The organism is Agrobacterium sp. 22-210-1 (genome assembly GCF_053522525.1).
The window spans coordinates 724,189-749,115 of the sequence record NZ_JBNWCI010000002.1; the positions used below are offsets into that span (position 1 = coordinate 724,189).

The following is a 24,927-nucleotide window of genomic DNA, read 5'->3' on the forward strand; positions in this document are numbered from 1 at the left end:
ATGTCAATAGACATAAAGAAATCTTTATGTCTTTATTTCCCCAGTTCAGGATGCGACCGCGCCCGGCCCCGGAACAGCACCTGAGGGCACCTTGCCCAGAATGATCATGCCCAGAACCTCGTCTTTAGTGACATCCTCAGTCCGGGCATGGCCGACAACCTTGCCGTTTTTCATCACGAAGACCCGGTCGGCAAGATCGAAGACATCGTGAATATCGTGGCTGATGAGGAAGATGCCGATGCCCTGCCGTTTCAGCTCCTTGACGAGATCGCCCACCTGCGCCGTCTCCTGCGGCCCGAGTGCCGCCGTTGGCTCATCCATGATCAGGATACGGGCATCGAACAGAATGGCGCGGGCAATGGCGACGGACTGCCGCTGGCCACCGGACAGCGCCTTCACCGGCTCCTTGAACCGCCGGAAATTGGGATTGAGACGCCCCATCACCTCGCGGGCTGAGGCTTCCATGGCGACATCATCAAGCGTGCCCCATTTCGTTTTCAGCTCGCGACCGAGATAAAGATTGGCCGCCGCATCGACATTGTCGGCCACGGCAAGCGTCTGGTAGATGGTCTCGATGCCGTATTTCTTGGCATCGCGGGGATTACGGATATCCGCATCCTCGCCATTGATGAGGATATCGCCGCCATCGCGCCGGTAGGCGCCGGAGAGGATCTTGATAAGGGTCGATTTGCCCGCGCCGTTGTGGCCGAGAAGGGCGACCACCTCACCGGGGAAAAGGTCAACAGAGGCGTTTTCCACCGCATGGATGCCGCCGAAGGAAATGGAAATATTGCGCATTTCCACGAGGGGCGTGACTTGGTCCGTCATAGGAGTTCTCCTCGGTTCTTACTTGGCGCGGGCGCGGTAGATGGTGTCGAGCCAGACGGCGACGACCAGAACCACACCGACGACGATGCGCTGGAAGGGCGTATCAATACCCACCAGCACCATGCCGGATTGCAGCGACTGCATGACGAGCGCGCCGAGCATCGCGCCCGCTATGGTTCCGACACCGCCGGCAAGCGAGGTGCCGCCGATGACAGCCGCCGCGATGGTGTAAAGCTCGTCCAGCTCCCCTTGCGCATTGGTGGCCGCGTTGAGGCGGGCGGTGGAGATGGCCGCGGCAATGGCGCAGAGAACGCCCATCAGCGTGAAGATCTTCACCGTGACCCAGCGGGTCTTGATACCGGCGAGTTCCGCCGCTTCCGGGTTGCCGCCAATGGCGAAGACATAACGCCCGAAGCGCAGCCGCGTGGCGATGAAGGTCATGACCGCACCAACCGCAAGCGCCATCAGCACCGGAACGGCAATGCCGTGCGCAATGAACAACCCGCCTTCCGGCCAGGTTATGCCATTGGCGTCAGCATAGTTGCGGGCAATGTTGATCGGCCAGGGATAGCTGTTCACCACCGCCACGAAACCGATAACAATGAGGCAGCCGAGCGCCACCAGAAAATATTCCGCCCAGACCGGCCGCAGCGGAAAACCGAAACGGCGACGCTGATGGCGGGAATTCAGGATGGCCGCCACGATGGCGACGCAGGCGACGACGGCGGCGATCCAGCTCCATGTCGCGCCAATCGAGCCATTGGTGCCGCCACCCATCAGACGGAAGGTGGAATCCATCGGCGCAACGGTACGCCCGCTGGTAATAAACCAGGTGCCACCGCGCCAGACCAGCAACCCGCCGAGCGTGACGATGAAAGATGGCACGTTCAGGAAAGCGATGATCGAACCCTGCAACATGCCGATCGCGCCGCCGACGAGAATGCCGGTGAGAAGCGTGACGATCCATGTCGCCCAATGTTCGAAACCGAGAAGCTGCGGCAGGATTTCCGCCTGCATGACCCCCATGATCATGCCGGAAAAACCGAGGATCGACCCGACCGACAGATCGATATTGCGGGTGACGATGACAAGCACCATGCCGGTTGCCATGACAGCCACGGACGCGGTCTGCACTGAAAGGTTCCAGAGGTTTCGCGGCGTCAGGAACAGGCCGCCAGACAGGATATGAAATCCGATCCAGATCAGAAGAAGCGCCCCGACCATGCCGAGCAGCCTGGTATCCAGCTCCGTGGCACTGATGAAGCGCGTTATCGAGCCTGTCTTTTCCGTCTTTTGCGACGCTGTGGAATTGGATTGGGTCATATCGGCCATGAACTGCCGGTCCTCCTTACATCTGAAAGGCGCCACGCCACCGATGTGGCGCAGCGCCCAAAGCTGGACCTTTGGGTCTTAGTCGCAGGCCTTCACGGTTCCGGCCTTCACACCCTGGCAGGCCGTTTCCTTCTTGATCCAGCCGGCATCGATGACGACGTTCAGATTGTCCTTGGTGATCGCGATCGGCTTGAGGAAGACCGACTGCATCGCTACCTTTTTCGGACCGCCATCAAAGCTGGTGACGCCCTTGATTTCCGTCATCTTCTTGCCGCCGGCCAGTTCCAGCGCGATGCCGGCTGCTTCCTTGCCGAGTTCGCGGCTGTCTTTCCAGACCGATACCGTCTGCGTGCCAAGCGCAACGCGGTTAAGTGCCGCGAAGTCTGCATCCTGACCGGAAACGGGAACCGAACCGGCCATGCCCTGCGCAGCGAGAGCGGCAATAGCGCCACCGGCCGTGCCGTCATTCGAGGCAACGACCGCATCGACCTTATTGTTATTCTTGGTCAGGAACTGTTCCATGTTCTTCTGGGCATTTTCCGGCTTCCAGCCATCGGTATAGGCTTCGCCGACATTCTTGATCTTGCCGCCGTCGATGGCGGCCTTCAGCACTTCCTGCTGGCCGGCGAACAGGAAGTCCGCATTCGGATCGGAAGACGAGCCCTTGATGAAGACGTAATTGCCTTCCGGCTTGACCTTGAACACTTCGGCAGCCTGAAGACGGCCGACTTCCTTGTTGTCGAAGGTGATGTAGAAGGCGTTCTGATTTTCGATAAGGCGGTCATAACCAACAACCGGAATGCCTTCGGCAACGGCCTTCTCCACCGCCGGGCCAATCGCGTCGCTATCCTGCGCCAGAATGATCAGCGCATTAGCGCCCTGCGAAATCAGCGACTCCACATCGGTCAGCTGCTTTGCGGCAGAAGACTGCGCATCGGCGGAAATGTATTTCGCGCCGGCCTTGTCGAGTGCTGCCTTGATGGCCGCCTCATCCGTCTTCCAGCGCTCTTCCTGGAAATTCGACCAGGAAACGCCAACAACGAGATCAGCCGCGATGGCGGCGGTATGCAGGGAAACGAGTACGGCCGTACCCGCCAAAAGCTTGGCAAACGAATTCATGATGTCCTCCCGGTAAGGGCGAAGCCCCACACCTCCATGCAGGGAAAACGCCCGGAAAAAAGCTGACGGTCTCTGTGATTTCACAATTTTCTCGACAGTCGAGAAAATTAATGTCAGAGATTCCCAATGCTGTCAACAACGGCTGCGGGCAGCATCCGGGTGCCTTGATCTTCGCTCTGGCATGCGCCATCAGACGGGGGGTCAACACCACAGGAAAAAGCCGTTCAGGGAGCAGGCCCCAGCCCATGTCCGCCATTGCAAGTACGGAACTGGTGCGCCAGAAAAACAGCCTGTCGGTTATGGCGGCCCTGCGCCTGCACGGCAGCCTTTCCCACACCGACATGTCTTCCTTCACCGGGCTCGCCTCGGCCACCGTCTCCGCCATCACCATGGAACTTGAGCGCGCCGGCCTCATTCTGCGCAAGGAACAGCTCGCCGCCACCGGTCGCGGGCGGCCGCGCATTCTCTTTGCGCCGCGCGGCGCATTCTGCCACGTCGCCATCGTCATCATTTCTTCCGACAGCGTGCAATATTCGCTGGTTGATTATGCCGGCAAGCTGGTGGATCGCTTCACCGAACAGAGGTTAGCTGCCGAAAAAGGCACATTCGGCGGGGCAATACTTGCCGGCCTCGCACGGCTTGCGGACCGCTCGCGCATCGATCGCCACGATATTCTTCAGGTATCTATCAGCAGCAAGGGTCTGGTGGACGCGGCGGCGGCAACGCTCGTCTGGTCGCCGGTGCTCGGCAATGAAAGGATCGATTTCCGGCAATTGCTTTCCGCTGACGGCCGCAATCGCGTGACGCTGAACAATGAAACCCTGCTTGCCGCCAAGGCCATCCGGATGCGCGAGCAGACGAAAGACGAGCCGGCGCCGGAAGCACTCGTCACCCTGTCGCTCGGCCACAGCATCGGCCTCGGCATCGCCCGCTCCGCAGGCGGTACAATCGAGGTCAGCGCCCCCAATTTCGGCCATATGCTGCATCTGGCCGATGGCGCCCTGTGCCGCTGCGGCACCAAAGGCTGTATCGAAGCCTATTCCGGGTTCTACGCCATCCTACGCTCGGCTTTCGAAGCCCCGCCCCAGGCCGAACCGGCCAAATTCGTGCCGATTGCCGAAGTAGACAAGATCGCCGCTTCCGCCCGCGCCGGCGCACGCATGGCGCGCTTTGCCTTCCGCACCGCCGGGCTTGCGCTCGGCAACGGTCTTTCACGCCTGTTCAGCCTGCATGGCCATATGCCGGTTTTTGTGACAGGACCCGGCACCCGTTATTTCGATCTTCTGGAAAACGGCCTGCATGATGGCCTTGCGCAATCTCAGGCGGTACGTTTCGGCGGCATGCCCAAAATCAGCATCGCGCCCGACGAACCGGAACTGGTATTCGAAGGGCATATGGAACACGCGCTTTCCGCTGCCGACGACTATATATTGAGCGCCGATGGCCCGGAGAAATCGGCGCGCAATGCGTGAGGCTTATTGGGAATTGCCAGGAGCTCAGGCCCGCTCCGCCACGGCAACGGTCTTTTCCTCGACGCCTGTCAAAAGCCGGACGAATTCATCCAGACCGGCCGCCTGTTCCTTGCTGAGCAACAGGCCCTGCTTTGTGCGCCGCCAGAGAATATCTTCTGCCGCACAGGCCCATTCATGCTGCACCAGAAAGCGAACCTCACATTCATATAGCGTGCCGCCGAAATGGCGGCCGAGGCCGGATATGTCGGTGGCCGGACCGAGCAGATCTGCCGCTTTGGTGCCGTAATGCCTGACGAGACGTTCCGCGTGGCGGCGCTCAAGAAAGGGATACAGGTCAATCAGCCCCCTCACTTGATTTTCATATCGCTCCACACCGAAATCACCGCCCGGCAGGTGAGAGCCCGGCGTCCATGGTTTACCCTTATCGCCGATCGCCGCACCGATCTTTTCCAGCGCATGTTCCGCCAGCCGCCGATAGGTGGTCAGCTTGCCGCCGAAAATGTTGAGAAGCGGCGCTTCGCCGTCCCCTCCCTCCAACTTCAGCACGTAATCGCGCGTGGCTTCCTGCGCTTTCGAAGCACCGTCATCAAAAAGCGGCCGCACACCGGAATAGGTCCAGATGATGTCTTCCGGCTTTACCGCTTCGTTGAAATAGTCGCTGGCGGCATTGCAGAGATAGGAAATCTCTTCCTCCGAGATGCGCACCTTCGCCGGATCGCCCTTGTAATCGCGGTCCGTTGTGCCGATCAGCGTGAAATCCCGCTCATAGGGAATGGCGAAGATGATGCGGTTATCAGGGTTCTGGAAGAAATAGGCGCGCGGATCGGAAAACTTTCTTCGCACGATGATGTGGCTGCCCTGTACGAGCCGGACATTATGAACATCCTTGCGGCCAAAGACGCCAGACAGCACCTTGTCCACCCAGGGACCGGCGGCATTCACCAGCATACGCGCCTTGTGCGTGGCCGCTCGCCCGGTTTTTTCATCCATCGTTTCGATGAGCCAGAGGCCGCCTTCACGCCGCGCGGAGACGACCCGCGTGCGGTTCATGATCGTCGCGCCGCGATCCGCGGCATCGCGCGCATTGAGTACCACAAAACGGGCGTCATCCACCCACCCATCGGAATATTCGAAAGCCTTGGCGAAAGCCGGTTTCAGCGGCTTGCCCGCCGGGTCCTTGCGAAGATCGAGCGTGCGGGTCGCCGGCAGCAGCTTGCGGCCGCCGAGATTGTCATAAAGAAACAGGCCGAGCCGGACCATCCAGGCCGGGCGTACGCCGCCCTTCTGGATGGGCAGAACGAAGCGCATCGGCCAGATGACATGCGGCGCCATGGCCCAAAGGATTTCCCGCTCCATCAGGGCTTCACGCACCAGACGAAACTCGTAATGTTCGAGGTAACGCAGGCCGCCGTGAATGAGTTTGGTGGCGGCGGAGGACGTGCCGGAGGCAAAATCGCCCTTTTCCGCCAGCGCCACGGAGTAACCCCTGCCCACCGCATCGCGGGCAATGCCGCAGCCATTGATGCCGCCACCGATGACAAAAAGATCGAAAATGTTTTCGCCGGACATGAAGCCTCCGCGACAATGCAGGGGAGGAACCCCTTATGGAAAGACAATTATATAAAAACGAAAACAAAACGAATGTCAAAAGAAAACAAACGAACATTGCAAACGCAAGCAATATCTCCGCCATGAGCAGCGCTTCACAACGTCAGTCTCCCGGAGCACTTTCGCTTTTCTGCGAATCGCGAAAACGCTCTCACTCCTTGTTTGCCGCATTTCCTGACGGAAAATCGGGGGGCACTTTTTCTGGAAATGCTCTAGGAGATTTATGTTTCAGCCATATGTCTGAGAAACCTGCTCAAGCTCATAGAGCACGCCGCCCATGTCTTTAGGGTGCAGGAAGAGAACGGGATTGCCATGCGCGCCGATCTTCGGCTCGCCATCGCCCAGAATTCGGACGCCTTTTTTGACGAGATCGTCGCGAGCCACGAGAATATCAGGCACTTCGAAGCAGAGATGATGGGTGCCGCCGCCCGGGTTTCTGTCGAGAAAAGCGGCAATCGGCGAATTTTCCCCGAGAGGATAAAGAAGTTCGATCTTGGTATTGTCAGCCTGAATGAACACCACCGTCACGCCGTGTTCGGGTAGCGATTGCGGTTCCGAGACATCTGCGCCCAACGCCCTGTAACGGGCCACGGCGGCATCGAGATCGGGCACCGCGATGGCGACATGATTTAGTCTTCCAAACATGGCCGTCCTTCCCTTACGCGTTCCGCCTGATGCCTTCCAGCAGGTCTAGGACCTTGTTGGCGGCATCCATGACATTGGTGCCGGGTCCGAAGATTGCCGAAACCCCGTGGTCGAGCAGAAACTGGTAATCCTGACGTGGAATGACGCCGCCGACGACAACGACGATATCGCCCGCACCCTTCTGTTTCAGCGCCTCGACCAGCTGCGGCGCAAGGGTCTTGTGGCCGGCGGCCAGCGACGACATGCCGACCACATGCACCTTGTTCTGAACAGCAAGATCGGCCGCTTCGGCCGGTGTCTGGAACAAGGGACCGGCCAGCACATCGAAACCGATATCACCGAAGGCGGAGGCGATGACCTTGGCGCCACGATCATGCCCGTCCTGCCCGAGCTTGGCGACCATGATGCGCGGTTTCGTGCCGATCCTCTCAGCAACGCCGGAAAGCCGGGCGGCGAGCGTGGCCAGCTCCGGCTCGTCTTTATAGGCCTCACCGTAAATATCGCTCACCACCTCCGGCACGGCGGCGTGATCGCCGAAGGCCAGGCGCAGCGCATCGGAAATCTCGCCAACCGTGGCGCGGGCGCGGGCGGCGGCGACTGCTGCTTCGAGAATATTGCCCTTGCCGCTGCGGGCGACTTCGGAGAGTGCGACCAGCGCCTTGGAAACATCTCCACCATCCCGGCGGCGTTTGGTGTCCTCAAGCCGGCGGATTTGCGCGGCGCGCACGGCGGCGTTGTCGATGTCCAGGACATCAATATCCTCTTCGGTCTCCAACCGGTAACGGTTGACCCCAACGATGACCTCTTCCCCTTTGTCGACCGCTGCCTGTCGGCGTGTCGCGGCCTCCTCGATCAACCGCTTCGGCAGCCCCTCCGTTACGGCCTTGGTCATGCCGCCAAGCGCCTCGACTTCCTCGATCAGCGCCCAGGCCTTTTGCGCCAGTTCGTCCGTCAGGCTCTCGACATAATAAGAACCGGCTAGCGGATCGACGACCTTGGTGACGCCGGTTTCGTGCTGGAGGATAAGCTGGGTATTACGGGCGATGCGGGCGGAAAATTCCGTCGGCAGGGCAATAGCCTCATCGAAGGAATTGGTGTGCAGCGACTGCGTACCACCAAGCACGGCGGACATGGCCTCAAAGGCGGTGCGGACGATGTTGTTATAGGGGTCCTGTTCCTGCAGCGAGACGCCGGATGTCTGGCAATGGGTGCGCAGCATCAGCGACGAGGCCTTTTGCGGCTTGAATTCTTCCATAATGCGCGACCAGAGGAAACGGGCGGCGCGCAGCTTGGCCGCTTCCATGAAGAAATTCATTCCAATGGCGAAAAAGAACGACAGGCGGCCGGCGAAATCATCGACATTCAGCCCTTTCGCAAGGGCGGCCCGCACATATTCCCTGCCATCCGCCAGCGTGAAGGCAAGCTCCTGCACCAGCGTCGCGCCCGCCTCCTGCATGTGATAGCCGGAAATCGAGATGGAGTTGAATTTAGGCATCTCTTTTGCGGTATATTCGATGATGTCGGCGATGATGCGCATCGAAGGTTCGGGCGGGTAGATATAGGTATTGCGGACCATGAACTCCTTGAGAATATCGTTCTGGATCGTACCCGAGAGTTTTTCGCGCGAAACGCCCTGCTCCTCGCCGGCGACGATGAAATTGGCAAGCACGGGAATGACCGCGCCATTCATGGTCATCGATACCGAGACTTTTTCAAGCGGAATGCCATCGAACAGGATTTTCATGTCCTCGACGCTATCGATCGCCACGCCGGCCTTGCCGACATCGCCTTCTACCCGCGGATGATCGCTGTCATAACCGCGATGGGTTGCGAGATCGAAGGCGACGGAAACGCCCTGCTGGCCGGCGGCAAGCGCCTTGCGGTAAAAAGCGTTCGAGGCCTCCGCCGTGGAGAAACCGGCATATTGGCGAATTGTCCAAGGCCGCCCGGCATACATGGTGGCGCGCGGGCCGCGGGTGAAGGGCGCAAAGCCCGGCAGGCTTTCGAGATGGGACGTGTTTTGCAGATCGTCGGCCGTATAGAGCGGCTTGACCTCTATGCCTTCAGGCGTATGCCAGACGAGTGTTTCCGGTGACCGCTTCAGCTCCTTTTCGGCAAGCTGCAGCCAATCCCGCACCGTTTTTTCACCCGACATGCATCTCTCCCCTTCTGCATTTCATCTTAACATTGTGGCGGGCAATCGTGACCGAAATCCAGCCATGCCCCTGCCGGGCCAAACCTGCCGACCCCGTAAACCGCTCCGGCCCGCATCCGTTCCGGAGAAATGGTAACAGCCATCACTCGAATTCGAGGATCACCTCGTCAACAGCAAGGCTGTCGCCCGGCTTAGCCGAAACTTTCGCGACGCGGCCCCGTTTTTCCGCGCGCAGGATGTTTTCCATCTTCATGGCCTCCACCGTCGCCAGCGCCTGACCGGCTTCCACCTCATCACCCTCACCGACCGAGATGCCGGTGATGACGCCCGGCATGGGGCAGAGCAGCAGTTTCGAGGTATCCGGCGGCAGTTTTTCCGGCATCAGCAGCGCCAGTTCCGCCACGCGTGGGCTGCGCACGCGGGCGACAACATCCATGCCCCGCCAGCGAAGGCGGATCGCGGCACCGGCAAGATCAACCTTGGCGGCGATCACCTCGCCCGCCACCGTGAACAGGCCGAGGCTCTGGCCGGGAAGCCAGCCGGTATCGACACTCAGCGCCGCGCCGTCATCAAAACGGATCGCCGTGCCATCCGTGCCGGTTTCCACGCTGACGCTTCGATGGGACTTACCGAGCGAAACGACCCATTCGTGGCCAACGATGCGGCGGTGATTGCCAATGGTGCCGGAAATCTCCACCGCGCGGCTCTGAAGCCGCTGGTGGATGACGGTGGCGATGGCGGAAAGCTTGCGCGCTGAGGCCTCATCCGGCTCGACGCCGGAAAAGCCTTCCGGAAATTCTTCCGCGATAAAGCCCGTCGTCAGGCGTCCGGCGCGAAAACGCTCATGCTGCATGACGGCCGACAGGAACGGCAGGTTGTGGCCGATACCCTCCACCTCGAAACGGTCCAGCGCCTCTCCCATGGTGTCGATTGCCGTTTCGCGGTCCTCACCCCAGCTGCACAGCTTGGCGATCATCGGATCGTAATACATCGATATCTCGCCGCCTTCGAAAACGCCGGTATCGTTGCGGATGACGGTGCCGTTTTCCTGCTCGCCTTCCTGCGGCGGGCGATACCGCGTCAAGCGGCCGATGGAGGGCAGGAAGTTGCGATAGGGGTCTTCGGCATAAAGCCGGCTTTCGATCGCCCAGCCGTTCAGCTTCACATCCGCCTGCCCGAACGAAAGCTTTTCCCCGGCAGCGACACGGATCATCTGTTCGACCAGATCAATGCCGGTGATGAGTTCCGTGACCGGATGCTCCACCTGCAGGCGGGTGTTCATTTCCAGAAAATAGAAATTACGGTTGCCATCGACGATGAATTCCACCGTTCCGGCCGAATGGTAGCCGACGGCCCTTGCCAGCGCCACGGCCTCTTGCCCCATCGCTTGCCGGGTCGCCTCATCCAGAAACGGCGATGGCGCTTCCTCTATGACTTTCTGGTTGCGGCGCTGGATCGAGCATTCGCGCTCACCGAGATAAAGAATGTTACCGTGCCGATCGCCCAGCACCTGTATCTCGATATGGCGCGGCTGGGTGACAAATTTCTCGATGAAGATGCGGTCATCGCCAAAGGAGGACTTCGCCTCGTTTTTCGAGGACTGGAAACCCTCCCGCGCCTCGGCGTCGTTAAAGGCGATACGCATGCCCTTGCCGCCACCGCCGGCAGAGGCCTTGATCATCACGGGATAACCGATCTGCGATGCAATCTTCACCGCCTCTTCGGCATCACCGATCAGCCCCATATGGCCGGGGACAGTGGAAACACCCGCTTCCGCCGCGAGTTTCTTCGAGGTGATCTTGTCGCCCATCGCCTTGATGGCGCCGACGGGCGGGCCGATGAAAATGACGCCCGCCTTCTCCAGCGCCTCGGCAAAGGCGGCATTTTCCGACAGGAACCCGTAACCCGGATGTACCGCATCCGCCCCGGTCTTTGCGATAGCCTCAAGGATTTTGTCGATGACAATATAGGACTGCGCCGAAGGGGCCGGGCCGATATGAACGGCTTCATCCGCTTGTCTCACATGCAGCGCATTGGCATCCGCATCAGAATAGACCGCGACGGTGGCAATGCCCATTTTCTTCGCCGTCTTGATCACCCGGCAGGCGATCTCGCCGCGATTGGCGATGAGGATTTTCTTGATCATGCGGTTATTCTCCCCTCGCATCGTCATCATCGTCGCGGAATTTCTTTTCATAGGGCATCAGCAAGATCGCCGAGGCAGCGGCCGCCGCGCCGAACAGGGACGCGATGGGCACGACGACCAGCAATACGGGCACGGCAGGATTTGCCGCACGGCCGATGCGCGCGCCCAAACCGCCAATGTCGAGAAAGATCAGCGCTGCACCGACGCAGACGCCGATCAGCACGCCAACTGCCGCATTGAGCGCCATGAAACGCAGCATCTGCCGATGATCGAGCCGTGCGGCCTCCGGCGTCAGTCTGGGTTTCAGGTTGCGGTTACCTGATGCCTTACCGGAGCCAAGGCGAAACCCCTGCCGCAGCCAGCGTTGCAGCCAATCCATATCGATCTGAAATATACCGACACCCATTTCGCCTCCCTCCTCCATTATCAAATTTCACCCCGTCACCTGTCGCTTTCCGCTGAGGAATCCGCAGACACGGTCAGATAGGAAAAAGGCACTGCATCCGTCAGCCAAACGCCATTATCGGCCAGGTAGAAACGGCAACCATCCGCAAACATCTGAGCTGCATCGACAACCAGGACAACAGGCTTTCCATGCCGTTGTCCGACGGTCAGCGCGGTCGTCCGGTCAGCGGAAAGATGAACCTGTTGTCTTTCCCCAGGGCGCAGGCCTTGCTGCAGGATGGAATCGAGAAAACGCGTCGCCGTACCGTGAAACAATTGTGGCGGTGGCTCGACCGGCGGCTGGCCAAGATCGACCTTCACGGAATGCCCCTGTGCCGCCCGGATGCGGCGACCGTCTTCCGACAGCGTGAAGCGCTTCTTGTCGCTTTCTGCGACGACCGCAAGCAAGCCTGCCTCATCGAGCGGCGTGCCACTCGCATTCGCTTTTGCCAAGAGATCTGCGACATCCGCCCAACCCTGATGATCCAGGGCGAGGCCAATACTTTCAGGCGCATGGCGCAGAACATAACTCAGGAACTTGCTGGTCGCTGTCGACATCGAATTTCATTCCCCGTTGGCGGATGACAGCACCCTCAAATCTCGAAGAAATTCTCAAACGATTCCGGGAAATTCTGCCGGGCGACGCGCTCGTCGATGACAAGCATCGCCTGATAGGACAGCGGATCGAAATTTTTTTCCGCCGGAAGAACTTCGCGGCCGAACAGCAGGTTGAGGCGGGCAGCGTCGAGATTGCCGCGCTCGAACGGTTCCGGACCGAAATGGTGCCAGAGCGAGTGCAGGAAGGCGGCGTCGATGCGGTGTTCCTTGGAGTCGTCGCGCGCCCTGCGGGGTATCATCTTGATGGGCGTCACCCCTTTTGGATTGGCGCGACGGATGGTGAACTGGACGCCCGTGCTTGGCATGCCGGAGGGAAACCCCTTGTGTTTGGTCATTTCGGGCAGGTTCGCCATGTCTTTTCCTTCCAGAAGCATTTTCAGTAAAAGCGGGTTCGCTTTATGTCCTGACAATGCGCAAATTCAAATAATGAGAGCGCTTCCACGGTCCAACAAACCAGAAGCGCTCCAGTCTCTCGTTATGCCTTGCCGATCTTATCCTGCGTCTTCGTGTCGAAGTCGGAGGCATCGTGGCGTTCATGCAATTGTTCGGACGGATCGCCCGAGGTCTTGTTGACGATCACGCCGCGTTTTACCGCCGGCCGTTCGCCGATTTCAAGCGTCCAGCGCATGACGTTCTTGTAGCCATCGGCTTCAAGGAAAGCACCGGCATCGCCATAGGCCTGACCGAGCGCGATCTTGCCATACCACGGCCAGACGGCCATGTCGGCAACCGTGTATTCGTCACCGGCCAGATAACGGTTTTCGGCGAGATGCCGGTCCAGCACGTCCAGCTGGCGCTTCACTTCCATGGCGTAACGGTCGATCGCGTATTTGATCTTCACCGGCGCATAGGCATAAAAATGCCCGAAACCACCGCCGAGGAAGGGCGCGGAGCCCATCTGCCAGAACAGCCAGTTCAGCGCCTGCGTGCGGGCATTGCCCTCTTTCGGCAGGAAGGCGACGAATTTTTCCGCGAGATAAACAAGGATCGACCCGCTTTCGAAGACCCGTGTCGGCTCTGGCGTCGAATGATCCATCAGCGCCGGGATCTTGGAATTCGGATTGACGCCGACAAAACCGGAACCGAACTGGTCACCTTCGCCGATCTTGATCAGCCAGGCATCATAGTCTGCGCCCTTGTGGCCGGCGGCCAGCAATTCTTCCAGCATGATGGAAACCTTCTGGCCATTCGGCGTCGCCAGCGAATAAAGCTGCAGCGGGTGCTTGCCGACCGGCAGTTCCTTTTCATGGGTGGGACCGGCAATCGGGCGATTAATATTGGCGAACTGGCCGCCATTGCCCTTGTCCCAGGTCCAGACCTTGGGCACTTCATATCCGGCGGGGAAATTATCTGCAGAGGAATTTTCGGCCATAAAACTCTGTCCTTGTGCGTTTCGGGAGGGCATCCGAAGGTCCGGGCGCCTGAACATCATTATAGTAAGGTGGCCGAAGCATTTTTCCAGCCCCGCGGCGGATCAGAGCGGAATGGTATCGTGTTTCTTCCAGCGGGTTTCGACGTTCTTGTTGCGCAGCGAGGCAAACGCACGGGCGATGCGGCGGCGTGACGAATGCGGCATGATCACCTCATCGATGAAACCGCGTTCAGCCGCCACAAAGGGATTGGCGAAACGCTCCTCATATTCCTTCGTACGCGCGGCGATCTTTTCCGGATCGGAAAGCTCGGAACGATAGAGAATTTCCGCAGCACCCTTCGCGCCCATCACAGCGATTTCCGCCGTCGGCCAGGCATAGTTCACATCTGCGCCGATGTGTTTCGAGGCCATCACGTCATAAGCGCCGCCATAGGCCTTGCGGGTAATCAGCGTTACCATCGGCACCGTCGCCTCCGAATAGGCGAAGAGAAGTTTCGCACCATGCTTGATGACGCCGCCATATTCCTGTGCCGTTCCCGGCAGGAAGCCCGGCACATCCACCAGCGTCAACAGCGGAATGTTGAAGGCATCGCAGAAGCGCACGAAACGCGCCGCCTTGCGCGAACTGTCTATATCGAGGCAGCCGGCCAGCACCATCGGCTGGTTGGCGACAACCCCCACCGTCTGGCCTTCGATACGGATGAAGCCCGTGATGATGTTGCGGGCAAAGGCTTCCTGCAACTCGAAGAAATCGCCTTCGTCGGCCAGCGCGTGGATCAGTTCCTTCATGTCATAGGGCTTGTTGGAACTATCGGGGATCAGCGTATCGAGCCGCGCTTCCAGCCGTACGGGATCATCATGGAAAGGCCGGACCGGCGGTTTTTCGCGGTTGTTGAGCGGCAGGAAATCGAAGAGCAGCCGCACATGTTCCAGCGTTTCGATGTCGTTTTCATAAGCGCCGTCGGCGACGGAGGATTTTTTGGTGTGGGTGGAGGCTCCACCCAGCTCTTCCGCCGTAACGATCTCGTTGGTGACGGTCTTCACCACATCCGGCCCGGTCACGAACATGTAAGAGGTGTCGCGCACCATGAAGATGAAATCCGTCATGGCCGGCGAATAGACGGCACCGCCCGCACAGGGCCCCATGATGACGGAGATTTGCGGCACGACGCCGGAGGCGACGACATTGCGTTTAAACACATCGGCATAACCGCCAAGCGAGGCCACCCCCTCCTGAATGCGCGCGCCGCCTGAATCGTTGAGACCGATCACCGGCGCGCCGTTGCGCACCGCCATATCCATGATCTTGCAGATTTTCTGGGCGTGGGTTTCCGAGAGCGAACCGCCGAGCACGGTGAAATCCTGCGAAAACACATAGACCTGCCGGCCATTGATGGTGCCCCAGCCGGTAACGACACCGTCACCCGCCACCTTCTGCTCCGCCATCCCGAAATCCACCGCCCGGTGGGTGACATACATATCGTATTCTTCGAAGGAACCTTCATCCAAGAGCACGTCGATGCGTTCGCGCGCCGTCAGCTTGCCCTTGCCATGCTGCGCCTCGATGCGCTTGACGCCACCGCCGAGCCGCGCCTCGGCGCGCCGCGTTTCCAACTGCTCCAGAATGCCGGGCATGTTTCCTCCATGCGTTGTCATTACGATCCATAGCCCAGAAAATAGTCGTCCAGAAGCCTTGATCGTGCGCGTGTGCGTGCCATAAATATTTGCAATATTAAATTTTGCAAAGTTGCAACATGGCGACGGAAAAACTCTTCATCGGCCGCAAGGTTCGCGGCCTTCGCGAAAATGCCCGCGCCACGCAGGCGCAGTTTGCCGAACGGCTGGGTATCTCCGCAAGTTACCTGAACCAGATCGAGAACAATCAACGCCCGGTTTCCGCCAGCGTTCTGGTGACGCTGGTGGAAAAATTCCAGCTGGACATGGCGGAACTGGCGACCGGCGAAAATGACCGGCTGGTTTCCGCCGTACGCGAGGCGCTGAAAGACCCGCTATTCATGAATTACGAACCGGGGCTTCAGGAATTGAAGCTGATTGCCCAGAACGCGCCGGGTTTTGCCCATGCGCTGCTGCGCGCCCATCAGGCCTACCGGCAGAACAGCGAACAGCTGGTGCAACTGGATGACCGGCTGGGTCGTGGCACCGCGCAGGTGGAAAGAACCCCCTATGAGGAGGTGCGCGACTTCTTCCACTTTGTCGACAATTACGTCGCCGAGATCGATCTTCTGGCCGAGGAGCTGGCGGAAGAGCTGGAGATAGAAGGCGGCGAGACCTATGGCATTCTGGCAGCGCATCTGCGCAACCGTTACGGCATCCAAATCACGAGAACCGAGGCGGCGGGCGGCCTGATCCGGCATTTCGATCCTGCCAGCAAAACCCTCGCCCTCAGCTCCTATATGGCCGCGCCGACCCGCTGCTTTCAGCTTGCACTACAGATCGCCCAGCTTCACGCCGGCCCAACGGTGGACAGGGTGCTGGCCGGCGCCGGTTTCCGCAATGCGGAAGCCGCAGAAATCTGTCGTATCGGGCTGCACAATTATTTCGCCGCAGCCCTCATCCTGCCCTATGGCCGCTTTCACCGGGCGGCGCAGGAACTGCGCCACGATCTCGAGCTTCTGGCCGTTCGTTTCGGCGCAAGCCTCGAACAGGTGGCGCACAGGCTCAGCACGCTGCAACGGCCGGGCTTGAAGGGCGTGCCGATCTTTTTTGCCAAGATCGACCGCGCCGGCAACATCACCAAACGCCACAGCGCCACACGGCTGCAATTTGCCCGTTTCGGCGCAGCCTGTCCGCTGTGGAACATCCATCAGGCTTTCGAAAGCTCCGACAGGATCGTGCGGCAGCTGGCAGAAACACCTGATGGCGTGCGCTATCTTTCCATCGCCACCCAGATCGAAAAGGCCGGCGCCGGTTTTAATACCGAGAGACCGCGTTATGCCATCGCGCTCGGCTGCGAAATTTCCCATGCGCAGAATTTCGTTTATGCCGATACGCTCGATCTCGGCAATTCAGCCTCCTTCAAACCAATCGGCATTTCCTGTCGGGTTTGTGAAAGGGTGGATTGTGTGCAGCGCGCCGTACCGCCGCTGAAACGCAAACTGCAATTCGATCATCTTTCGCGTGGAGCATTGCCCTACAGCATCGCAGATTTTTAGCCTTCAGAGCCGCTCAGGGCAGCGGCACCATGGCGCGGCGCATGATGTTGGCATAATAACCCCAGAAAAGCCGGGCGGCGACGGAACGCCACGGCGACCAGAGTGTTGCCCGTTCCGCCAGCCATTTCGCTTCCGGCCTCACTTCCAGATCAAGCGCATGCGCCACCGCCGATCTCAGCGCCACATCCCCCACCGGAAAGATATCCGGATGCCCGCCGCAGAACATCAGATAGACTTCCGCCGTCCACGGGCCGATGCCACGAAGCGCCACCAGCTCGGAAAGGGCTGCAGGCCCCTCCTTGCGCACCACGCCGTCAAGATCGATCTTCCCTTCCGTGACAGCGCGCGCCAGCCCTTCCAGCGTCGTCGCCTTGGCGCGCGAAAGGCCGAAGGTGGCGCGCGATTCCGTCGGTGCGCCGAGATAATTTTCCGCCGTGACCACACCGTCGGTGCCGGCAAGAATTCGCGCCCAGATGGCATTGGCGCTGGCGCGCGACACCATCTGCGAGACGATGATATGGGCAAGGCCGGCAAAACCGGGCTCATGAATGCGCAGTTCCAGCGGGCCGGCTTTTTCGATGACGAGGCTGAGCGCAGGATCGAGGCGGGCCAGATGCTCCAGCCCTTCGTTGATATCATCCATTCTGGTAATGATTTTCATCTTCGCATTCCGTATCCGCCCCGCCCGCAGCCGGCTGGCGGGGTGCTTTAAAACATGGCAGAAGAAATCATGCCTTCGCCTCTCCGTCAAAAGCCCGTTTACCGTTTTGCGCCAAGCCCCAACGGCCCGCTGCATCTCGGCCATGCGCTTTCCGCCTTCCTGAACCATGATATGGCGCGGGACAATGGCGGCCGCTTCCTCCTGCGTATCGAGGATATCGACCAGACGCGCTGCACACCGGAATTGGAGCAGGCGATCTATGACGATCTCGGCTGGCTGGGGCTAGCCTGGGAAAACCCTGTCAGGCGTCAATCAGACCATTTCGATGCGTATCGCGTGGCGCTGGACAGGCTGATCGACGCGGGCCTTGCCTATCCTGCCTTTCTGAGCCGTGGAGAAACCAAAGCGATCGTCAAAGCCTTCGAGGCCGATGGCGGGCTCTGGCCGCGCGATCCGGATGGCGCGCCGCTCTACCCATCGGTGGACCGCGAAAGGCCCGAGGCGGAACGGGCGGCACTCCTCGCCTCCGGTCGGCAGCATGCCTGGCGGCTCGATATGGAAAAGGCGATCCGCGCCGCCGGCAGCCCCCTGTTCTGGCAGGAGAGCGGCGATGGCGAGACGGGGAAAATCGAGGCCCGACCCGCACTCTGGGGTGATGTGGTGCTGTCTCGTTCCGACGCGCCTTCGAGCTATCATCTTTCCGTTGTGGTTGATGATGCGCTGCAGGGCATCACCCATGTGGTGCGCGGCATGGACCTGTTCCACGCAACCGCCATTCACCGGCTTTTGCAGCATTTGCTGGACCTGCCGCAACCCGCCTATCACCATCACCGGCTGATCCCGGGCGCGGACGGGCGCAAGCTTTCGAAAAGCGAAGGCAGCACCGGGCTTGCCGCCCTTCGTGCAGAAGGGGAGACACCCTCAGATATCCGCCGGCTTGTCGGTATCCTCTAGCGCCCGCTCACGGCGAGCGCCGTTGCCGCCAATATTACGGCGGATGATCTGCCGCACCTTGTATTTCATCAGGGCCGCATTCATCTCCGCACCGAGCATGAAGATGACGCCCACCATATAAAGAAACACCAGAACCACCATGACAGAGGCGAGACCGGCATAGGTCGCGGCATAATTGGCGAAAGTGGAGAGGTAATAGGCAAAGATCGCCGCGCCGATGACCCAGAAGATCATCGTCAGCAGAATGCCGGGCCAGACGTCCCAGATGCGCCGCTTGCCGGCCGGAAGCCACAGATGCGCCGCCACCAACCCCGCGGTCAGCACGACGATGGTGCCGTAAAGGCCGAGGTTGGAAATGGTGTTCAGTACATCCGTCAGCCACGGAAACCGCTCTTCGGCAAAGGAGGTGGCTACCGGCACGGCCACGAGCACGATGCTGATCCCGGTAAAGACCACCACCGCGATGAGCACGTAAAGCAGGCTGAGCAGGCGGGTAATGTACCACCAGCGCGTCTCGGTGACGCGATAGGCGCGGTTGAGCGAAATTCTCAACGCCTCGACGCCGTTGGACGCAAAATAGGCGGCGGCCAGCACCGAAATCGTCAGCAGCCCGCCGCGCGGAATGGTGAGTACCTGCTGCACCTGCGCCGCAAGCGGACCGGCAATCGCTTCCGGCCAGGTGTCGAAAATCAGATGCACCGCCGTTTCGGAAAACTGGTCGGCACCCAGAAAACCGGCCAGAGCCGTGCCGAAGATCAGGAATGGAAACAGCGCCAGAAGAATGGACAGCGCCATATGGCTTGCCATCGCCCAGCCGTCATCCTCGGCGAAATGGGAATAGGCATCAAAGGCAACCTTGCCTGCCAGGCGCACTGCGGCAACCATGTCACCTCCATTCATCGGCATTTCATTTGTAACTTCGTCGCGAATATGGAAAATCAGCTTCGCTTTGTACAGCGCGCCAACCCGTCTTTCGGTTCCCGCCGGGGCACGAATTTTGCGCAATTCAATTTTCACGGGCCGGACTATCAGGCCAGAACACCATTCGGCTTTCCGGAGCGGCAGATGTCTGAAAAACCCGTCATCATCATCACCGGATGTTCCTCGGGCATCGGCGCTTATTGCGCCGGCGCGCTTCACCGGGACGGCTGGCGGGTCTTCGCCACCGTGCGGCGCATCGTCGATATGGCCGCCCTCGAAAACCAGGGCATCGAAACCCTGATCATGGACTACACAAAGCCGGAAACCATCGCTGCTCTGGTAGACACCGTTTCAGCCCGGACCGGCGGCCGCATCGACGCGCTGTTCAATAACGGCGCCTATGGCCAGCCGGGTGCGGTGGAAGATCTGCCGGTGGAGGCGCTGCGAGCGCAGTTCGAAACCAATGTCTTCGGCTGGCATGATCTGACGCGGCGGGTCATTCCCTTCATGCGCAGCCGAGGCGCCGGCCGCATCGTGCATTGCTCCTCCATTCTCGGCCTCGTCCCCTATCGGTATCGCGGCGCTTATACCGCTTCGAAATTCGCGATCGAGGGGCTGGGCGTGACGCTGCGCATGGAGCTTCAGGGCAGCGGCATCCATGTGAGCTTGATTGAGCCTGGTCCGATCACCTCGAAATTCACCGCGACCGCGCTTGCCCATGTCAGGGACAAGATCGATCTGGAAAATTCGGCCCATGCGGTGGAATATAAACGCCAGCTGGCGCGCATGGATGGTTCAGGCCCCGTCAACCGCCACAAGCTTGGCCCCGAGGCCGTTTTTGCCGTGCTGAAACACGCCCTGACCGCCGCCAAGCCGAAACCGCATTATCCCGTCACCGTTCCAGCCAAACAGGGGCTGTTGCTGAAACGGCTCTTGCCTGCCGGACTGTTCTATCGTCTGCTGCGCAGATTCGATTGAGGAGGAGTAACCCCTAAATGTCCGGCTTCACCAGTGTTCTGGCCCTTATCGTCATGGGCCTTGTCGTCATCGTGCTTATACGTGGCCTTTTCAACATGCTGAAGGGACAGGACGCCAACCGGTCCAACAAGCTGATGCAGCTTCGTCTGCTGTTGCAGGCCATCGCCATCGTGCTGATCATGCTGACGCTCTGGCTCACCGGCGGCGGCCGCTGACATGGTGAAACTGAACAAGATCTACACCCGCACTGGTGACAAGGGCACGACGGCGCTGGTTTCCGGCCCGCGCCGCCTGAAGCACGATCTGCGCGTCGAGGCCTATGGCACGGTGGACGAGACCAATTCGGCGATAGGCATCGTGCGGCTGCACACGAACGGGCTGGAAAAGCTTGATGCCATGCTGTTCCGCATCCAGAACGACCTCTTCGATCTCGGCGCCGATCTCGCCACGCCTGACAGCGGCGAGCCGCTGTCCTACGAGCCGCTGCGCATCCTCGAAAGTCAGGTTACCCGGCTCGAAAACGAAATCGACGAACTCAACGCGACGCTCGAACCGCTGACATCCTTCGTGCTGCCGGGCGGTAACGCGGCTGCGGCCAGTCTGCATATGGCGCGCACGATCTGCCGCCGGGCGGAAAGGCTGATGGTGGCGCTTTCAGTCACCGAGAACGAGATCGTCAGCCCGGCGGCCATCAAATACGCCAACCGCCTGTCCGACTTCCTGTTCGTCGCCGCGCGTTTCGCCAATGATACGGGCAAGGCCGACATATTATGGGTTCCCGGCAAGAATCGCTAAAAACCTAAGACAATCGCGTAACCAAAGGGCATTCGATGTTCATACCGCTGCACGACGCGAATTCCCTGAAACACATCCGGCTGCAATATGTCACGATTGGTCTGATCGTCGTCAATGTGCTGGTCTGGCTGTTTACCGGCGTGCTTGCCAGCGACACACAGGCCAATGCCGCAGCCCTCGGCCTCGGCTTCATTCCAGCAGTCGTGTTCGATTATGCCTATCTGGAGCCGGCCCTTCAGGTGGTGCCAGATGACCTGACCGTTGTCACCTATGCGTTCCTGCACCTCGATTTCTGGCATCTGGCCGGCAACATGCTGTTCCTCTGGGTTTTCGGCGACAATGTCGAGGACGCGCTCGGCCATTTCCGATTCCTGATCTTTTATCTCGCCTGCGCCATCGCCGGTGCGCTGCTGCACGGCTTCGTCGCCCCACCTCGGAAGGGCCGCTGATCGGCGCGTCGGGCGCGGTTTCCGGCGTCGTCGCCGCTTATTTCCTGCTGCATCCCAAGGTGCGGGTCTGGGTGCTGGTCCTCATGCGTATTCCGCTTCCCTTACCCGCCTTCATTCCGCTGGCGCTGTGGATTGGCCAGCAGTTCCTGATGCTGGCGCTCGGGCTGGAACAAAACGTCTCCTGGGGCGCGCATGTGGGCGGCATATTGGCAGGTGCCGTCATGGTGCTTTTCATGCGCAGGCGGGGCGTTCCGCTGTTCGACCGCACCATTGTTCCGCCGAGGGCGGCGCAGTTCAAGAATCCGTCGCAAACGGCAGGGTTGTCGCAAATCGAACGGGGCTATGACGGGGGCGGATAAGCCCGTGAGGAAGAGATAAAGTATTTACGTTAACGTCAACGTAAGATATGCCTTACGTGCATGTGATAATGAACATTGCTCCGTTGTATTTGCGAGAAAAATGCTTATCCATGTCGCCAACCTGTTTTTGGAGGTCCGCGCGGTCTATTCGCCAAGCGGACAGGAGTTTGAGGAAAGCCGCCGATGAAAATCCTTGTCCCCGTTAAACGAGTCGTCGATTACAACGTGAAGATCCGCGTGAAATCGGATGGTTCGGGTGTCGAGCTTGCGAATGTGAAGATGTCGATGAACCCGTTCGACGAGATCTCGGTGGAAGAGGCGCTTCGTCTGAAGGAAGCCGGCAAGGCCGAAGAGGTCGTGGTCGTGTCCATCGGCCCGGCCAAGGCGGAAGAAACGCTGCGCACTGCGCTCGCCATGGGTGCGGACCGCGCCATCCTGATCGAGACCGACGAAACGGTCGAGCCGCTTGCCGTCGCCAAGCTTCTGAAGGGCGTAGCAGAGGCCGAACAGCCCGGTCTCGTTATCGTCGGCAAGCAGGCGATCGACGACGATTCGAACCAGACCGGCCAGATGCTGGCAGCCCTTCTCGGCTGGGGCCAGGGCACCTTCGCCTCGAAGGTCGTACCGTCCGACGGCAAGGTTGCGGTGACCCGTGAAGTCGATGGCGGCCTGCAGACCGTGGAGCTGAAGCTTCCCGCCGTTGTCACCACCGATCTGCGCCTGAACGAGCCGCGTTATGCTTCGCTGCCGAACATCATGAAGGCCAAGAAGAAGCCGCTCGACAAAAAGGCGCCGGCCGATTTCGGCGTCGACGTTTCGCCGCGCCTCAAGGTGCTGAAGACCGAGGAGCCGGCAGGCCGCAAGGCCGGCATCAAGGTCGGCTCGGTGGCCGAGCTGGTCGAAAAGCTCAAAGCTGACGGCGTCCTCTAAGGTTTCGGAAAAGGGAGATATTCTTATGGCCATTCTTCTTCTGGCAGAACACGACAACGCAACCCTTTCCGACTTGACGGCAAAGACGCTGACGGCGGCAACGCAGATCGGCGGCGACGTCCACGTGCTGGTCGCCGGCTCCGGCGCGAAGGGCGCTGCGGATGCAGCAGCGAAACTATCCGGCGTCTCCAAGGTGCTCCTTGCCGACGACGCCTCCTATGCCAATGCGCTCGCCGAGCCGCTGGCGGCGCTGATCATCTCGCTTGCACCTTCCTATGACGTCATCGTCGCACCTGCCACCGCATCTGCCAAGAACGTGCTGCCGCGCGTGGCGGCGCTTCTCGATGTGGCGCAGGTTTCGGAAATCATCGAAGTGGTTTCGCCTGATACCTTCAAGCGGCCGATCTATGCCGGCAACGCCATCCAGACGGTGCAGGCGACTGACGCCAAAAAGGTCATCACCGTGCGCCCGACCGCTTTTGCGGCGGCAGCTGAAGGCGGTTCTGCAGCGGTTGAAACCATCGGCGCTGCCGAAAACCCGGGCCTCTCCAGCTTCGTTTCCGATGCTCTGGCTTCGTCCGACCGTCCGGAACTGACATCCGCGAAGATCATCATCTCGGGTGGCCGCGCGCTTGGCTCCTCGGAGAAATTCAAGGAAGTCATTCTTCCCGTTGCCGACAAGCTGGGGGCCGCCGTCGGTGCAAGCCGCGCCGCAGTCGATGCCGGTTATGCACCGAACGACTGGCAGGTGGGCCAGACCGGCAAGGTGGTTGCACCGCAGCTTTACATCGCCGCCGGCATTTCGGGCGCCATCCAGCATCTGGCCGGCATGAAGGACTCGAAAGTCATCGTCGCCATCAACAAGGACGAAGAGGCGCCGATCTTCCAGGTTGCCGATTACGGCCTCGTCGCCGATCTGTTCGAGGCGCTGCCCGAACTCGAAAAGGCGCTTTGATTTTAACCAGCCAACCAAGGCGGCGCGTTTTTTGAACGCGCCGCCTTCTCTTTTCCGGCGATATGCGTAACATCGCCGACAATGACGCAGACCAGCCACAGGAGAACAGCATATGACCGCCCCCTTTAAGAATATCGGTGTCATCGGAGCCGGTCAGATGGGGTGCGGCATCGCGCATGTTTCCGCCTTGGCGGGTTACAAGGTTCATATCTACGATCTCTCCAAGGATGGCATCGAAGCCGGCCTTGCCACGATCAACGGCAACCTCGCCCGCCAGGTCACCAACGGCAAGCTTTCCGACGACGCCCGCAAGCAGGCGCTGGCCCTCATCAGCGGATCGACTGATATTAACGACCTCGCACCAATGGATATCGTCATCGAGGCCGCGACCGAGAACGAGGAGATCAAGCGCAAGATTTATGCGCAGGTCTGCCCTGTCCTGAAGCCGGAGGCGCTGCTCGCCACGAATACCTCATCGCTTTCGATCACCCGTCTCGCATCTGCAACCGACCGTCCCGAACAGTTCATGGGCATTCACTTCATGAACCCGGTGCCCGTGATGAAGCTCGTTGAACTGGTGCGCGGCATTGCCACCAACGAAAAGACCTTCGACGCGGCCAAGGACTATGTGCGGACGCTGGAAAAGGCGATCACGGTTGCCGAGGATTTCCCGGCCTTTATCGTCAACCGCATCCTGCTGCCGATGATCAACGAGGCGATCTATACGCTTTATGAAGGCGTCGGTTCGGTGGAAGCCATCGACACCGCCATGAAGCTCGGCGCCAACCACCCGATGGGACCACTGCAGCTTGCCGACTTCATCGGTCTCGACACCTGTTTGTCGATCATGCAGGTGCTGCATGACGGCCTGGCCGACAGCAAATACCGTCCCTGCCCGCTGCTGGTGAAATATGTCGAGGCCGGCTGGCTCGGCCGCAAATCCGGCCGTGGTTTTTACGACTATCGCGGCGAGACGCCGGTTCCGACACGCTGAGGCGCAAAGATCAGCTGCG

At 60.0% G+C, this 24,927-nt stretch carries 23 protein-coding genes and 1 pseudogene; 10 read left to right on the forward strand and 14 right to left on the reverse strand.

Translation table 11 applies throughout. The features are described 5' to 3' along the window. Window positions 1-45 precede the first annotated feature (45 nt). From ACQZ5F_RS16345 to xylF, 3 genes are all read right to left on the reverse strand, one after another. Window positions 46-828, reverse strand: coding sequence for an ATP-binding cassette domain-containing protein (locus tag ACQZ5F_RS16345; protein ID WP_046799804.1), 783 nt, complete (start codon window positions 826-828; stop codon window positions 46-48). An 18-nt stretch (window positions 829-846) separates the two neighbouring features. Beyond that, window positions 847-2,151, reverse strand: a complete 1,305-nt coding sequence (locus tag ACQZ5F_RS16350) for a sugar ABC transporter permease (protein ID WP_404801044.1) — start codon at window positions 2,149-2,151, stop codon at window positions 847-849. 87 nt (window positions 2,152-2,238) lie between these two features. After that, on the reverse strand, window positions 2,239-3,279 hold the full coding sequence (gene xylF / locus ACQZ5F_RS16355) for a D-xylose ABC transporter substrate-binding protein (RefSeq protein ID WP_046799806.1): 1,041 nt from the start codon (window positions 3,277-3,279) through the stop codon (window positions 2,239-2,241). 245 nt (window positions 3,280-3,524) lie between these two features. On the opposite strand from xylF, the gene ACQZ5F_RS16360 reads away from it, so the two are divergent. Then, on the forward strand, window positions 3,525-4,751 hold the full coding sequence (locus ACQZ5F_RS16360) for an ROK family protein (RefSeq protein ID WP_225338702.1): 1,227 nt from the start codon (window positions 3,525-3,527) through the stop codon (window positions 4,749-4,751). Window positions 4,752-4,775: 24 nt separating this feature from the next. Here the strand turns inward: ACQZ5F_RS16360 and ACQZ5F_RS16365 are convergent, their stop codons facing one another. From ACQZ5F_RS16365 to ACQZ5F_RS16405, 9 genes are all read right to left on the reverse strand, one after another. Then, window positions 4,776-6,320 carry a glycerol-3-phosphate dehydrogenase gene (locus ACQZ5F_RS16365; RefSeq protein ID WP_225338703.1) on the reverse strand — a complete coding sequence of 515 codons (1,545 nt, stop codon included), beginning with the start codon at window positions 6,318-6,320 and terminating at the stop codon, window positions 4,776-4,778. A 267-nt stretch (window positions 6,321-6,587) separates the two neighbouring features. Further along, a complete protein-coding gene (gene mce, locus ACQZ5F_RS16370) occupies window positions 6,588-7,004 on the reverse strand; it encodes a methylmalonyl-CoA epimerase (protein WP_052819576.1) in 417 nt (138 codons plus the stop codon). Between the two features lie 13 nt (window positions 7,005-7,017). Next, window positions 7,018-9,159: a methylmalonyl-CoA mutase gene (gene scpA, locus ACQZ5F_RS16375; protein WP_046799809.1), complete on the reverse strand. Its 2,142-nt coding sequence runs from the start codon at window positions 9,157-9,159 to the stop codon at window positions 7,018-7,020. A gap of 142 nt (window positions 9,160-9,301) precedes the next feature. Further along, on the reverse strand, window positions 9,302-11,305 hold the full coding sequence (locus tag ACQZ5F_RS16380) for an acetyl-CoA carboxylase biotin carboxylase subunit (RefSeq protein WP_225338705.1): 2,004 nt from the start codon (window positions 11,303-11,305) through the stop codon (window positions 9,302-9,304). Window positions 11,306-11,309: 4 nt separating this feature from the next. After that, window positions 11,310-11,711 (reverse strand): hypothetical protein, encoded by a 402-nt coding sequence (locus tag ACQZ5F_RS16385; RefSeq protein ID WP_197283327.1) that lies wholly within the window; start codon window positions 11,709-11,711, stop codon window positions 11,310-11,312. A 35-nt stretch (window positions 11,712-11,746) separates the two neighbouring features. Then, entirely contained in the window at window positions 11,747-12,307 is a 561-nt protein-coding gene (locus ACQZ5F_RS16390; RefSeq protein ID WP_225244159.1) for an RNA 2'-phosphotransferase, read from the reverse strand. Window positions 12,308-12,342: 35 nt separating this feature from the next. Beyond that, a complete protein-coding gene (locus ACQZ5F_RS16395; RefSeq protein WP_046799812.1) occupies window positions 12,343-12,720 on the reverse strand; it encodes a hypothetical protein in 378 nt (125 codons plus the stop codon). A gap of 122 nt (window positions 12,721-12,842) precedes the next feature. After that, a complete protein-coding gene (yghU, locus tag ACQZ5F_RS16400) occupies window positions 12,843-13,739 on the reverse strand; it encodes a glutathione-dependent disulfide-bond oxidoreductase (RefSeq protein WP_225338706.1) in 897 nt (298 codons plus the stop codon). Between the two features lie 102 nt (window positions 13,740-13,841). Further along, entirely contained in the window at window positions 13,842-15,374 is a 1,533-nt protein-coding gene (locus ACQZ5F_RS16405; RefSeq protein WP_225244157.1) for an acyl-CoA carboxylase subunit beta, read from the reverse strand. A 119-nt stretch (window positions 15,375-15,493) separates the two neighbouring features. Here ACQZ5F_RS16405 and ACQZ5F_RS16410 point away from each other — a divergent pair, with 119 nt between their 5' ends. Beyond that, the gene (locus ACQZ5F_RS16410; protein ID WP_225338707.1) at window positions 15,494-16,912 is read left to right on the forward strand and encodes a helix-turn-helix domain-containing protein; all 1,419 of its coding nucleotides are present in this window, start codon (window positions 15,494-15,496) and stop codon (window positions 16,910-16,912) included. Between the two features lie 13 nt (window positions 16,913-16,925). On the opposite strand, the gene ACQZ5F_RS16415 is transcribed toward ACQZ5F_RS16410, so the two are convergent. Next, entirely contained in the window at window positions 16,926-17,573 is a 648-nt protein-coding gene (locus tag ACQZ5F_RS16415; RefSeq protein WP_225244155.1) for a DNA-3-methyladenine glycosylase family protein, read from the reverse strand. Window positions 17,574-17,627: 54 nt separating this feature from the next. On the opposite strand from ACQZ5F_RS16415, the gene gluQRS reads away from it, so the two are divergent. After that, the gene (gluQRS, locus tag ACQZ5F_RS16420; RefSeq protein ID WP_225338708.1) at window positions 17,628-18,527 is read left to right on the forward strand and encodes a tRNA glutamyl-Q(34) synthetase GluQRS; all 900 of its coding nucleotides are present in this window, start codon (window positions 17,628-17,630) and stop codon (window positions 18,525-18,527) included. On the opposite strand, the gene ACQZ5F_RS16425 is transcribed toward gluQRS, so the two are convergent. Continuing rightward, window positions 18,495-19,412, reverse strand: coding sequence for a YihY/virulence factor BrkB family protein (locus ACQZ5F_RS16425; protein WP_225338709.1), 918 nt, complete (start codon window positions 19,410-19,412; stop codon window positions 18,495-18,497). The two genes, gluQRS and ACQZ5F_RS16425, sit on opposite strands and share 33 nt — an antisense overlap. Window positions 19,413-19,592: 180 nt before the next feature. Between ACQZ5F_RS16425 and ACQZ5F_RS16430 the strand changes: the two genes are divergently transcribed. The 7 genes and pseudogenes from ACQZ5F_RS16430 to ACQZ5F_RS16460 all read left to right on the forward strand — a co-directional run bounded on the left by ACQZ5F_RS16430 (window position 19,593) and on the right by ACQZ5F_RS16460 (window position 24,908). Next, on the forward strand, window positions 19,593-20,426 hold the full coding sequence (locus tag ACQZ5F_RS16430) for an SDR family oxidoreductase (RefSeq protein ID WP_046799818.1): 834 nt from the start codon (window positions 19,593-19,595) through the stop codon (window positions 20,424-20,426). A 17-nt stretch (window positions 20,427-20,443) separates the two neighbouring features. Beyond that, window positions 20,444-20,641, forward strand: a complete 198-nt coding sequence (locus ACQZ5F_RS16435) for a twin transmembrane helix small protein (RefSeq protein WP_046799819.1) — start codon at window positions 20,444-20,446, stop codon at window positions 20,639-20,641. A 1-nt stretch (window position 20,642) separates the two neighbouring features. After that, on the forward strand, window positions 20,643-21,221 hold the full coding sequence (locus ACQZ5F_RS16440) for a cob(I)yrinic acid a,c-diamide adenosyltransferase (RefSeq protein WP_225338710.1): 579 nt from the start codon (window positions 20,643-20,645) through the stop codon (window positions 21,219-21,221). Between the two features lie 35 nt (window positions 21,222-21,256). Then, window positions 21,257-22,029: pseudogene (locus ACQZ5F_RS16445) on the forward strand (rhomboid family intramembrane serine protease). 183 nt (window positions 22,030-22,212) lie between these two features. Beyond that, window positions 22,213-22,959: an electron transfer flavoprotein subunit beta/FixA family protein gene (locus tag ACQZ5F_RS16450; RefSeq protein ID WP_003520827.1), complete on the forward strand. Its 747-nt coding sequence runs from the start codon at window positions 22,213-22,215 to the stop codon at window positions 22,957-22,959. A 25-nt stretch (window positions 22,960-22,984) separates the two neighbouring features. Next, window positions 22,985-23,914, forward strand: coding sequence for an electron transfer flavoprotein subunit alpha/FixB family protein (locus ACQZ5F_RS16455; protein ID WP_052819560.1), 930 nt, complete (start codon window positions 22,985-22,987; stop codon window positions 23,912-23,914). Window positions 23,915-24,026: 112 nt separating this feature from the next. After that, entirely contained in the window at window positions 24,027-24,908 is an 882-nt protein-coding gene (locus ACQZ5F_RS16460) for a 3-hydroxybutyryl-CoA dehydrogenase (protein ID WP_052819558.1), read from the forward strand. The last annotated feature ends 19 nt before the right edge of the window (window positions 24,909-24,927 follow it).